This window comes from Streptomyces sp. NPDC104581 (genome assembly GCF_055583685.1).
Genome location: NZ_JBVJNN010000001.1, coordinates 12713 through 24466 on the forward strand (window position 1 = coordinate 12713; position 11754 = coordinate 24466).

Consider the following 11754-nt stretch of genomic DNA (forward strand, 5'->3'; position numbering starts at 1 on the left):
CCGCCCGGCCCGCGACGCCCGGCGCGGCACCTCGCCGCGTGGTCGGAGTCGGCCGAGTACGCCCGGTACGAGACCGGTCCTCCGCCCTGCGAGGCACCGCACCGGCCGCCGCGGGCCCCGCCCTGCGGGCGGACGGCGCCACTCCGAGGAGACGACCTAGCCCGGCGTGCTCACGGTGTCGCCGGCCCCGGCCGGTACGGCGGGGGCCGGTTCCCGCAGCCGGCTGAGGAGTTGGTCCCCGATCCGGGCGACCTCGGGTCCGTAGGGGGTGTCGGAGAGGACGAAGTGCGTGATGCCGAGTTCGCCGTAAGCGCGCAGCGCGGCGGCCACGTCGTCCGGGGAGCCGACCAGCCAGGTCGTCCCCGCTCCCCCGCCGCCGGCCCGGCCGGGGGCGGTGTAGAGGCAGGAGTCCAGCACCTCGCCGCGCTCGGCGAGGTCGTGGAGCCGTTGCTGGCCGACGGCCAGGCGGCGCTGCTGGGTGAACGTCGAGTCGGCGCGCGAGCCCGCCAGTTCGGCCACCTTCGCCTCGGCGTCGCGCCAGGCTTCCTCGGTCGTGTCACGGACCAGGGTCGTGATGCGCAGGCCGAACTCCAGCGGCGCGTGTGTACGGCCGAGGGACTCGCTGAGGTTCTTCAGGCGGTCGATCCGCTCGGCCACGCCGTCGAGCGGCTCTCCCCAGAAGAGCTGGACGTCGGCCTCGGTCGCCGAGACGGCCTCGGCGGCCGACGACGCACCGCCGAAGTAGAGCCTCGGGGTCCGGCCGTTCTCGGCACCGTACGGTCGCGGGCTCACCGTGGAGTCCTCGACACCGAAGAACTCGCCCCGGAAGTCGACGTTCTCCTCGGTCCAGAGCCGGCGCACGAGCCGGAGGAACTCCCGCGTGCGGTCGTAGCGGCGGGCCGGGTCGCTCTCCCCGTCGCCGTACGCCCCCGCGTTGTCGAGGCCGCTGACGATGTTGACCAGCAGGCGTCCGCCGCTGAGCCGGTCGAGTGTGGCGGCGGCACTGGCGAAGTGCGCGGGCTGCCAGTAGCCGGGCCGTATCGCCACCAGGGGCTGGAAGGTGGTGGTGCGGGCGGCCAGTGCCGTGGCCACGGTGAAGGTGTCCGGCCGGCCCCAGCCGGTGCCGATGAGTGCTCCGCCCCACCCGTGCGCCTCGGCGGCAAGGGCGATCTCGGTGGAGAAGTCGAGTGTGCCCCAGCCGTCGGCCGTGTGGTCGCCGCGGTGGCCGGGCTCGACCGTGTTGGGGATGTACCAGAGGAATTCCTGGCTCATGTGAGGGCTCCGATTCGCTGCCGGACAGGGCGGCCCTGCCCGGTGGGGTGGTCCATGGCTGCCGCGCCCGCCGCGTCGGATGCGACCGGGGGCGTGGCGGGCGGGAGTTCAGGCGCTGCGCGGGGGACGGAGGCCGGTCCCGTGGATGCCGTACTCGTCGATCAGCGCCAACTCCTCGTCCGTCAGCGGCGGGAACTCCGTCGCCCGGACGTTGTGGTCGAGCTGCCAGGTCGAACTCGCCCCGATGAGCGCGCTGGTGACCTCCGGCCGGCGGAGGACCCACTGCAACGCCAGCTGGGCCAGTGACTGGCCGCGCTTGGCGGCGAGGCCGTTCAGGGCGGTGGCCCTTTCGCGGTAGACCTCGCTGATGTCGTCGGGCGAGAGGAAGGCGCTGGTCGCGGCGCGGGCGTCGGCGGGCACGGTGCCGTCCAGGTACTTGTCGGTGAGCAGGCCCTGCGCCAGCGGGGAGTACACGATCAGGCCGGTGCCGTCCTCGGCGGCGATGTCGAGCAGGCCCTCGGTCTCGGGCCGCCGGTCGAAGATGGAGTAGCGCGGCTGGTGCGTCAGCAGCGGGACGTTCGCGCGGCGCAGCAGCTCGGCCGCCTCGTGGGCCTGGTCGCGCGAGTGGTTGGAGATACCGACGTAGAGTGCCTTGCCCTGCTCGACCGCGCTGACCAGGGCTCCCACGGTCTCCTCCAGCGGAGTCGTGGGGTCCGGGCGGTGCGAGTAGAACACGTCGACGTACTCGACGCCGAGGTCGCGCAGGCTGTGGTCGAGCGACGCCAGGAGCGACTTGCGCGAGCCGCCCCGGAGGTAGGGGCTGCCGCCGACGGGGTTGCCGGCCTTGGTGGAGATCAGGATCTCGTCGCGGTACGGCGCCAGGTCGCTCCTGACGAGCCGTCCGAAGAACTTCTCGGCGGCGCGGAAGGGCGGACCGTACCGGTTGGCGATGTCGAAGTGGGTGATCCCCAGATCGAACGCGTGCAGCACGATGTCGCGTTGGGTGCCGAACGGGTGGTCGTCACCGAACTTCTGCCAGAGGCCGAGGGAGAGGGCGGGCAGGTCGAGACCGCTGTTCCCGGCCCGGCGGTACGGCAGTTTCTGGTATCGGTCGTCGGCGGCTCGGTAGCCCATGGCAGAAGACGTGCCTTTCTGGAGTGGTGGGCCCGGGGGCGCCGCCCACCCCGCGCTGCGCGACGGGGCAGGGCAGGCGTCGGCCCATGCCGTACCGGCCCGCGCCGTACTCGCCCGTGCTGTTCGGCGCACGGAGTTCGGCACACGGCGGAGCCCGGTGGGACTTGGGTGGATGGTCAAGAAGAAGGAAGTGCCGGCATCGGCGTGAGCGCGGAGAGCGCGCGTCTACGCCTCGGGGGGTGTCAGAGACACAGCGCGCTGGCCGACCGCAGAAGGTCGACGTGAATGCGCGTCACCAGCCTTACATCCAGATGCACGCCGCAACGGTAGGCGACACGCGGGCTCCTGGCAATGCGCCCGGGGGCGCCGGCCCGCCCGCCCCGGCCCGGGGTTGTTGCAGGGTTGTTGCGCCTGGCGGATGAGGGCGCCGGAGGAAAGTCGGTACGCTCCCCCTTGACTTCGGGGCTTCGGCAGAGAGCGAACTGCCGTAAACAGGGGATGACTCACCATGACCAGCACACCTTCCGCCAACCTCTTCAAACCGCTCGGGGAGGGCGACCCGGCTGTCGTCGGCGGTTACCGTCTGGCCGCCGTGCTCGGTACGGGCGGCATGGGCAAGGTGTATCTCTCCTACACGCCGGGCGGCCGGCCCATCGCGCTCAAGGTGATCCGGCCCGAGTTCAGTGAGGACCCCGAGTTCCGGCGGCGGTTCAAGCAGGAGGTGCACTCCGCGCAGCGGGTGCAGGGCCTCTACACCGCGCCGGTCATCGACTCGGACACGGACGGCCCGCAGCCCTGGCTCGCCACCGCCTACGTGCCGGGGCCCTCACTCTCGCACGCGGTCGCCCAGCACGGTGGACTCCCGCTGCGCAGCGTGCTGCTGCTGACCGTCGGCGTCGCCGAGGCGCTGCATGTGATCCACGGCGCGGGCATCGTCCACCGCGATCTGAAGCCCGCCAACGTGCTCCTCGCCTCCGACGGCCCTCGCGTGATCGACTTCGGCATCGCGCGGGCGGCCGACACCACGGCGCTGACCGGCACCGGTGTGAGCGTGGGCACGCCGACGTTCATGGCGCCCGAGCAGGCGGCGGCCGGTACGGTCAGCCCCGCCACCGACATCTTCGCGCTCGGGCAGATCGCGGCCTTCGCGGCGATCGGTTCGCCCGCGTACGGCGAGGGGTCCTCGCACGCGGTGCTCTACCGGATCGTGCACGAGGATCCCGATCTCAGCCGGGTGCCGGCGGAGTTGCTGCCCCTGGTGAAGCGCTGTCTGACGCGCGCCCCGGAGGACCGGCCGAGCCTGACGGAGATCATCGAGCTGTGCCACGAGTTGTCGCCCGACGCGCTGCGCCAGGGCGAGGACTGGCTGCCGCAGGCGGTCGCCGGATCGATCACCGAGCGGCTGCGGCTGCCCGAACCGGCGAAGACCCCGCCGCCGCGGCCCGCCGTGGCTCCGACGCCGACGCAGTTCTCGCCGCACAATCCGGCGCCCGGTCAGCCCCCGGCGCCGGGCACGGTGAACCCGTACGCGCCGACGGGGTTCGCGACACCCGCGGCGCCGGGCCAGGGCCCGGGCGTCCCCGGCCCTCCGCCGCAACTGCCCGGCCACCACTCGTACCCCACGCAGGGTCACCACACCCCGCCGCCCGGATATCCGACGCACGGGACGCCGCCGCCCGGCCACCAGACGCACCACACCCCCGCGCCCGGCTACCACACGCCGCCGCCGGTCATCCACGCTCCGTACGTGCCTCCCGCGCAGCCCAAGCCGAAGCGCACGGGGCTGATCGTCGCCGGGGCGATCGTGGGCACGCTGGTGGTCCTGGGGGTCATCGGCTCCCTCCTGCCGGACGGCGAGAAGGACAACAAGGCCGGCTCCCAGGGCAGCAGCGGTTCGGACGGCAGTGGTTCGGGCGACGGCGGGAGCTCGGGCGGGGAGAAGCGGCCGGACCCGAAGCCAATGACGTACAAGGGCATCGACCTGGCGAGCGGGTACGAGCTCATGCTCGCCGACAAGCCGCCCCGCCCGGTCGAGGGTGACGACTCGGCGTACGGCGACGCGGATCTCTACTACGTCAACTACGAGGCCCTCGGGGAGACCCGGATCGGCACCGCCAACGGGAAGCTCGTCCTGCTGAACAACTCGGAGAAGGGCTCGCTGGAGACCTGCCGCAAGGTGACGCGCTACGCGGAGAGGATCGAACTCGACCAGATCAGCAACGGCTCGCAGATGTGCCTGCGCAGCGACGCGGGCCATGTCGCGGTGGTGACCTACCGCGGCAAGTCGGGCGCGGACGAGGCGAGTACGTACGTCACCCTCGACCTCACGATCTGGCGCGGCGCCGAGGACGTCAAGAACGGCTGAGGGGTGCCCGGAGAGTAGCTGCGTCCGCCCGCCGTACGGGTGAGCCCGGCGGTGGTGTCGGCTCGGCGGGGTGCGGTACGGGGCCCGGCGCCGTATTGGTGACCTCCTCAGACAGCGGCCACAGGGGACGCGGAGGGGGTGACCGGGTTGTCGCCGACCGACGCGGTGCGTCCAGGGCGTGCCCAGTGGGCGGCGCTGATTCTGTTCGCCGGTGCCTCGGGTGCGGTGGACGTACTGGCGTTCATCGCGCTGGGCCGGGTCTTCGCGGGGGTGATGACGGGCAATCTCGTGCTGCTGGGACTCTCCTTCACGGGCACCGGCGACGAGGGCGGACCGGCCGCGCCACTGCTGGCGCTGGCGGGTTACGTGGCGGGGGTCGCGGTCGTGGCGCCGTTCACCCGGCGGCGGCCGGAGGAGCCGGAGACCCGTTGGCCCCGTGCGGTGGTGGGCTGGCTCGCGGCCGAGGTGCTGCTCCTGGCGGGCGTCGCCGCCGGCTGGGGGGCGGCCGGCGGGGCGCCCGCACAGCCCTGGCGCGACGTGGTGCTCGTCGCGGTCGCGGTGGCCATGGGGGTGCAGTCCGCCGCGCTGGCCGGCGCGGGCGCGGCCGGCGGACCGGGCACGTACTTCACCGGCATCCTGACCCGCCTGGTCGCCCGCGCCACGGGTCCCGGGAACATCGGCCTCGCGGACCTGGGCTCGCTGGCCCGCCTCGTCGCACTCGCCGCGGGCGCCGCCTCCGCCGCACTGGTGTACGCGGCCTCGGCCCGCTGGGCGATGGCCGTCCCGCTGCTCTGGGCGTCGGCGGCGTCGGCGTGCGTCACGATGCCCCCACGCCGACGGCGAAAGCCACTCGCCGTGGGGTGAGGGACCCCGTCGCCCCACGCCCCTCCCCCGGCCCTTCGCCCGTCCCGCGTACCCCCTGCGCGGGCTTCCAGGGGGTACGCGGTCACTCGCCGAGGATCTCGCCCACGGTGTTGGTGAGACCGTCGGCGATCGTGCTGTCGACGTCCGAGCCGACGATCGCGGCGATGATCAGCGCCACCAGGACGATGACACCGACGTACTCGACCGCGCCCTGCCCCTTGTCACCACGCCGCCTCACCGCCGCGACCGGTGTGTTGGTCCACGTGACGGCGTGGCGCCTGGTGTTGGCGGCGGCCGTCACCGTGACGTTCGGCATGGCGGATCCCCTTGTTGGTGTCGCCGGCCATGGCGACAGGCCGGGCCGTAGCGGCTCTTGGTGCCAGGCGCGCTTCCGGTCCCATACCGGCCGCAGTCGCTGGCACACAAGAGAACCACAACTCCGCCCCATCCCGGTCATCGGCCCCGGAATCCGGCCGACGGATCCAACTCGGCAGCCGGAGCAGGCGCGTTCACGCCTTGACCGCGGACTTCTCCGACTCGGGGACGAGGGGGGTCCGGTCCGTGAGGCCCGCGGTGTTCCGTACCGCCGGGATGACGGCCGCGATCGCGGCGGAGACCAGCGCGACGGCGCAGCCGATGACCAGACCGGTGCGGAATCCGCTCTCGGAGGTGATGGTGAAGCCGCCGATGTCGGTCGTCATCTGGGACAGGACCACACCGATGACCGCGGCACCGACGGAGGTTCCGAGCGAGCGCATGAGGGCGTTGAAGCTGTTCGCGGCGGCGGTCTCGGAGAGCGGTACGGAACTCATGATGAGCGCGGGCATCGAGCCGTAGGCGAGGCCCACACCGCTGTTGATCACCATGATGGCCAGCATGATCCCCCAGGCGGACCCCATCAGCGCGAGCGACAGCCCGTAGCCCGCGGCGATGACGAGGACGCCGCCGAGGAGCGTGAGTTTCGGGCCGTGGGCGTTGGTGAGCTTGCCGCCGAGCGGGGAGACGATCATCATCATCACGCCACCGGGCGCCATCCACAGACCGGACGCGAGGATCGACTGTCCGAGGCCGTAGCCGGTGGCCTCGGGGAACTGGAGCAGTTGCGGCATCACCAGCATGCTCGCGTACATCGCGAAGCCGACGAAGATCGACGCGATGTTGGTGAGCAGGACCCGGGGGCGGGCCGTGGTGCGCAGGTCGACCAGCGGGTCGGTCGTACGGAGTTCCCAGGCGCCCCAGCCGACCAGAAGCACGACGGCGGCCACGAACAGACCGAGCGTGGTGCCCGAACTCCAGCCCCAGTCGCCGCCCTTGGAGATCGCGAGCAGCAGACCGACCAGACCGGCGCCGAGGGTGGCCGCACCGACCGCGTCGAACCGCTGGCCCTTCGCGCCGGCCGGCACGGTCGGGATCAGGAACCAGATCAGCAGGGCGATGACCGTGGCGAGCACGGCGGAACCCCAGAAGAGGACGCGCCAGTTCGCGTACTGGGCGACCGCCGCCGCGATCGGCAGGCCGAGTCCGCCGCCGATGCCCATGGAGGCGCTGACCAGGGCGATGGACGAGCTGAGCTTCTCCGTCGGGACGACGTCACGCAGCAGGGCGATTCCGAGCGGCACCATGCCCATCCCCATGCCCTGGAGGCCGCGTCCGATGATCATCGGGAGGACGGAGGACGACAGGGCGCACACCACGGAGCCCGCGATCAGCGGCACGGAGCAGACGAGAAGCATGCGGCGTTTGCCGAGCAGGTCGCCCAGCCGGCCCACGACCGGCACGCAGACGGCCGCCACCAGGAGCGTCGTCGTGATCACCCAAGTGGCGTTCGAGGCGGAGGTGTTGAGGATCGTGGGCAGATCGGCGAGGAGCGGGGTGACCAGTGTCTGCATGATCGCGGCCGTCGTGCCGGCGAGCGCCAGCGTGGCGACCACGCCGCCCGAGCGGGACGTGGGCTTGGGGGCGTCCATGAAGCGGGACTCCTAGGGGCTGTCTGATTCGGAACAAGCGTGTGCATCATACATATCGCATGCATCGAGCACTTTACATGCATGCTGCATACTCATGAACGACGACGTCCGGGCCGTTCGGACGCGGTGCGACAATGGCCCGGCACGAGAGGCAGGAGGCGACACAGGCATGGTCGGGGCCACGCACGAGGTCGAGTACGAGCAGATGCTCCTCAGCCGCCACACGTTCTTGAATCAGAGGGGCGGTCGCGGCAGGGACGCCGTACTGGAGCGCAGCGCCTACATCCTGCTCAGCCGTATCCGGCTCCAGGGGCCGATGTCGATCGGCGAACTGAGCGACGCGTTCGGGCTCGACGCCTCCACCCTGAACCGGCAGACGGCCGCGGCGATGCGCGCGGGGCTGGTGGAGCGCATCGCGGACCCCGACGGTGGCATGGCGCGGAAGTTCCGCATCACGGACGAGGGCGCGCGCGTACTCGACAAGGAGCGGGCGGGGATCGTGCGCTCGCTGGACCGGGTGATGTCCGACTGGCCGGAGGAGGACATCGCCGCGTTCGCCGCCTATCTGAAGCGCTTCAACACCGACATCGAACGGCTGGCCGGCAGGCCGTGGCCACGCCTGTGACGGCACGGCCACGGCCTGCGCAGGAACGCGCGGGCGCCCCCTCCGTCATACGGATGGAGTAGTCACGGCGGGACGGCGAGCTCCGGGTGCGACGCCTGGCCACGGCCCTGCCCGGGGGCTCCGCGCGGCCCTGCGTGGCTCGCGGGACTCCCCCGGCTCGTTGCGGCGCGCGAGGGGAGTCATGGTGGCCAGTGTGGCGCCGAGTCGGTCGTCACACCGGAACCGTCGCGAAGGAGACCGTGCCATGGCCACCTGGACGCAGGACGAACTGAGCAGGATCGAGAACGCCGACGAACTTGAGCTCTCGCCCCTGCGTGGCGACAACACACCGGGCGAACCGACGACCGTCTGGGTGGTCCGCGACGGCGACGACCTGCTGGTGCGCGCCTTCCACGGGCGCGGCGGGACCTGGTACCGGGCCGCCACCGCACAGCACGCGGGACACATCAGCTCCGGCGGCGTGGACAAGGACGTCACCTTCGTCGAGGAGACCGACCCGGCTCTCAACGACCGGCTGGACGCCGCTTACCACGGCAAGTACGGCCGCTACAGCGACACCTACGTCCGCCCCATCGTGGCCGACACCGCCCGTGCCGCGACCCTCCGGCTCGTTCCCCGGTGACGACGCCGGGTCACGTCACCGGGTCAAATCACCCCGTTACGGCACCGCGTCACGGCACCGCGGCGATTCCCACGCCCCGGCGACCCCTCGCGTCCCCGCCCACCCCACGACAAGGAAACCCCCTATGACCACCATCGCCATCGTCGGAGCCGGCACGGGCCTGGGCGGCGCCGTGGCGCGGCGCTTCGGGCGCGAAGGCTTCGGCGTCGCGCTGCTGTCCCGCACCCAGGAGCACGTGGACGCCCTCGCCACCGAGCTGGGCGGTGACGGCGTCGACGCGCGCGGTTTCGCCGCCGACGTCACCGACCCGGCCTCGCTCCGCGCCGCGCTGGAGTCCGCCGCCTCCGCCCTCGGCCCCGTCGAGGTCCTCCAGTACAGCCCCATCCCGCACCGGAGCTACATGAAACCGGTCCTGGAGACGTCACCGGCCGACATCGCGGGCCCGCTCGCGTTCTCCGTCGTGGGGCCGATGACGGCCGTCGGCCAGGTGCTTCCCGGTATGCGTTCCCTGGGCCGGGGCACTCTGCTGTTCGTCAACGGCGGCAGCGCCGTCCGTCCGCACCCGGACCGCGCCGGCACCTCGATCGCGTTCGCGGCCGAGAGCGCCTACGCCCGTATGCTGCACGACGCCCTGGCCGGCGAGGGTGTCCACGCGGCCCAGCTCGTCATTCCCGGCGCGATCACCGCCGGCGATCACCGCAAGGATCCGTCCGTGCTCGCCGAGACGCTCTGGGGCATGCACAGGGACCGTACGGAGTTCCGGCACTACGCCGAGCCCATGGACGGCTGAGTGCGCCCTCGGTCAGGGGCGGACTTACCGCTCAGGCGTGCAGGAGATGCGCGTCGAGCGGCGCCAGCAGGGCGAACAGCGCGTGGCGCTCCGCCTCGGAGCAGGGTGTGAAGGGCGCGGCGACATGGGGCGGGCACAGCCCGTGCCCGGCCAGCACGGCCTTCACCGCCGGCACGCCCGGCCGCACCGTGTGCAGCACCAGGATCTCCTCGATGAGGAGCTGGGCGCGCCGGGCGTCGTCGTACCGGCCCTCGCGGTGGGCCCGGAACAGCTCGACGGCCGGTGCAGGCGCCAGATTCGCCACTCCGGGTACCACGCCGTCGGCGCCGAGCCGCAGCCCGTCGAGTGCCTGTCCTTCGTCGCCCTGGCCGACGGCGAAGTCGTCGCGGCGGCGGGCGGCGGCGACGGCGTGACCGAGCAGGTCGAGGTCGCCCGAGCTGTCCTTGAGGCCCACCAGGTGTGCCAGGTCCACCAGTTCGTCGACCAGGGCGGGTGTCAGGGGATTGCTGTAGCGGGGTGCGTTGTAGGCCACGACGGGGATGCCGAGTCCGGCCGTGGCCGCGTAGTGGGCGACGATCTCGTCGTGCCGGTGGTGGTAGTAGAGGGGCGGGCTGAGCACCAGGGCGTCGGGTGCGGCGGGCAGGACCGCCTCCGCCCGCGCCAGCGCCTCGGCGGTGCCGGGTGCCGTGATGTTGACCAACACCGTGCCGCTGTCGGTCAGTTCACGCCATCGCGCGGTCACGTCGCTCGCGAAGCCGGCCAGCCGCGCGGTGGGCAGGAGCGGGCCCTCGCCGGTGCTGCCGAAGAGCATGAGGCCGTGCACCCCGGCCTCCGCCAGGGCGACGAGCAGGGCGTCGGCGGCCGGGGCCGACGGTTGTCCGGGCCGGTCCATGGGCGTGACCAGGGGGACCGTGACACCGCCCAGCAGCGCGCGGCCGTCCCTCGGCCGCTCCCCCTCGGTGAAGCACTTCTGACGGCTCATCAGTGACCTTGACCTCCGGCCGGTCCACTGCGGTTCCGGCGCCGTTGAGTTCGTCCGTACGCGAGGAGCCCGCCCCGTGCCATCGGCCCGTCCGGGCGCCTCCGCGAGGCCGTCAGATTCTCCCCGCCGGTGGCCGGGCGGCTCTCCCTGACATGGCCGTGCCCGCGTTTTCCGACGAGAAACAGCCTCAACGGCGCACTCACCCCGGATCCGGTCGCTCCCGGTGACACGGGTGAGACGGAACAGCATCGGAGCGCCCGAGATCCGAGTCGGTGGCGGAGACATGGATGCTGGGCCGCTGCACCACGGCCCGGCCGGAGCCGGGCCGCCGGGATTCGAACCCGGGTCCCTTCTTTTTGGATAAGAAGTATCCGTCACCTGCGCACCGGGCGCACCGATGCTGAAGTCCCCCGAGAAAAGACGGCGTGCGGCGTGGTTTCTGTCGGAGAAGTAGCCGCGGCCTGCGCACCGGGAGATGCCGTACATGAAGTTCCGCTGTCCGGACCCGAACCCCCGATGAGGCCAATTCGCCTCTCACGGACCGGACTTCAAACGACAGTAGCCGACAGCCGCCGGCCACGTCGTCCGGGTTTTTCTCGTGTCCCTTTCGTCTGTGAGCGCTTTGTCGCTACAGCCCGCTCAACCGTTCGAAGGGGAACGGTGGTTGGGCCAGTGGGCGCACGGCCAGCCGGGTCAGTGGCAGGACGTTGTCGTCGCCCGCCGTACGGTTGGCGTGGATCACTCCGCAGTGCGCGCAGCGGTGGACGAGGACCCACTCGCCGTCGCCGCGTACGGAGATGGCGAGCGGTTCCATCCGGGCACCGCAGTCCGCCTGCCGGTCGCCGGGGGTGTCGTCGAGATGACGGCTCCACAGGCAGTGCGGACAGTGGTTGCGGTGATCGGTACCGGGCGCGCTCATCGGGACGTCGAGCCCGCACTGGAGACACCGGAAGGACTCGGCGCGCGCTTCCGTACGCGCCCGCCGTGAGGTGTTGCGGGATCCGGATCTCCTGGTGCGGGACATGTTGTCGCGGGGCATGCTGTGAGGACTCCTCGGGTGACGCGGGGAAGGACAACCGGGTCTCGTGTCCGACTCGCGCCGAGGGAGTTCGCCTCGCCGATTCGCTGTTCGA

General features: G+C 72.0%; 12 protein-coding genes. 5 read left to right on the forward strand and 7 right to left on the reverse strand.

The features are described from left to right. Nucleotides 1-156 precede the first annotated feature (156 nt). From ACZ61E_RS00085 to ACZ61E_RS00095, 3 genes are all read right to left on the reverse strand, one after another. Nucleotides 157-1272: an LLM class flavin-dependent oxidoreductase gene (locus ACZ61E_RS00085; RefSeq protein WP_469696163.1), complete on the reverse strand. Its 1116-nt coding sequence runs from the start codon at nucleotides 1270-1272 to the stop codon at nucleotides 157-159. A 108-nt stretch (nucleotides 1273-1380) separates the two neighbouring features. Next, nucleotides 1381-2406, reverse strand: coding sequence for an aldo/keto reductase (locus ACZ61E_RS00090; RefSeq protein ID WP_469696165.1), 1026 nt, complete (start codon nucleotides 2404-2406; stop codon nucleotides 1381-1383). Nucleotides 2407-2648: 242 nt separating this feature from the next. Further along, nucleotides 2649-2723, reverse strand: coding sequence for a putative leader peptide (locus tag ACZ61E_RS00095; RefSeq protein WP_374361958.1), 75 nt, complete (start codon nucleotides 2721-2723; stop codon nucleotides 2649-2651). A gap of 191 nt (nucleotides 2724-2914) precedes the next feature. Between ACZ61E_RS00095 and ACZ61E_RS00100 the strand changes: the two genes are divergently transcribed. Continuing rightward, nucleotides 2915-4771, forward strand: a complete 1857-nt coding sequence (locus ACZ61E_RS00100) for a serine/threonine protein kinase (RefSeq protein ID WP_469696166.1) — start codon at nucleotides 2915-2917, stop codon at nucleotides 4769-4771. 138 nt (nucleotides 4772-4909) lie between these two features. Continuing rightward, on the forward strand, nucleotides 4910-5635 hold the full coding sequence (locus tag ACZ61E_RS00105; RefSeq protein ID WP_469696168.1) for a YoaK family protein: 726 nt from the start codon (nucleotides 4910-4912) through the stop codon (nucleotides 5633-5635). Nucleotides 5636-5717: 82 nt separating this feature from the next. On the opposite strand, the gene ACZ61E_RS00110 is transcribed toward ACZ61E_RS00105, so the two are convergent. Both ACZ61E_RS00110 and ACZ61E_RS00115 read right to left on the reverse strand, forming a co-directional pair. Next, nucleotides 5718-5951, reverse strand: a complete 234-nt coding sequence (locus ACZ61E_RS00110; RefSeq protein WP_469696169.1) for a hypothetical protein — start codon at nucleotides 5949-5951, stop codon at nucleotides 5718-5720. A 193-nt stretch (nucleotides 5952-6144) separates the two neighbouring features. After that, complete coding sequence (locus ACZ61E_RS00115) at nucleotides 6145-7602, reverse strand: MFS transporter (protein ID WP_469696171.1); 1458 nt, start codon at nucleotides 7600-7602, stop codon at nucleotides 6145-6147. Between the two features lie 169 nt (nucleotides 7603-7771). Here ACZ61E_RS00115 and ACZ61E_RS00120 point away from each other — a divergent pair, with 169 nt between their 5' ends. From ACZ61E_RS00120 to ACZ61E_RS00130, 3 genes are all read left to right on the forward strand, one after another. After that, nucleotides 7772-8227 carry a MarR family winged helix-turn-helix transcriptional regulator gene (locus ACZ61E_RS00120; RefSeq protein WP_469696173.1) on the forward strand — a complete coding sequence of 152 codons (456 nt, stop codon included), beginning with the start codon at nucleotides 7772-7774 and terminating at the stop codon, nucleotides 8225-8227. A 244-nt stretch (nucleotides 8228-8471) separates the two neighbouring features. Next, nucleotides 8472-8849 (forward strand): DUF2255 family protein, encoded by a 378-nt coding sequence (locus ACZ61E_RS00125; RefSeq protein WP_469696175.1) that lies wholly within the window; start codon nucleotides 8472-8474, stop codon nucleotides 8847-8849. 124 nt (nucleotides 8850-8973) lie between these two features. Continuing rightward, nucleotides 8974-9639: an SDR family NAD(P)-dependent oxidoreductase gene (locus ACZ61E_RS00130; protein WP_469696177.1), complete on the forward strand. Its 666-nt coding sequence runs from the start codon at nucleotides 8974-8976 to the stop codon at nucleotides 9637-9639. 31 nt (nucleotides 9640-9670) lie between these two features. Here the strand turns inward: ACZ61E_RS00130 and ACZ61E_RS00135 are convergent, their stop codons facing one another. Next, entirely contained in the window at nucleotides 9671-10621 is a 951-nt protein-coding gene (locus ACZ61E_RS00135; protein ID WP_469696179.1) for a dihydrodipicolinate synthase family protein, read from the reverse strand. Nucleotides 10622-11249: 628 nt separating this feature from the next. Then, complete coding sequence (locus ACZ61E_RS00140; protein WP_469696181.1) at nucleotides 11250-11660, reverse strand: RNHCP domain-containing protein; 411 nt, start codon at nucleotides 11658-11660, stop codon at nucleotides 11250-11252. Nucleotides 11661-11754: the final 94 nt, after the last annotated feature.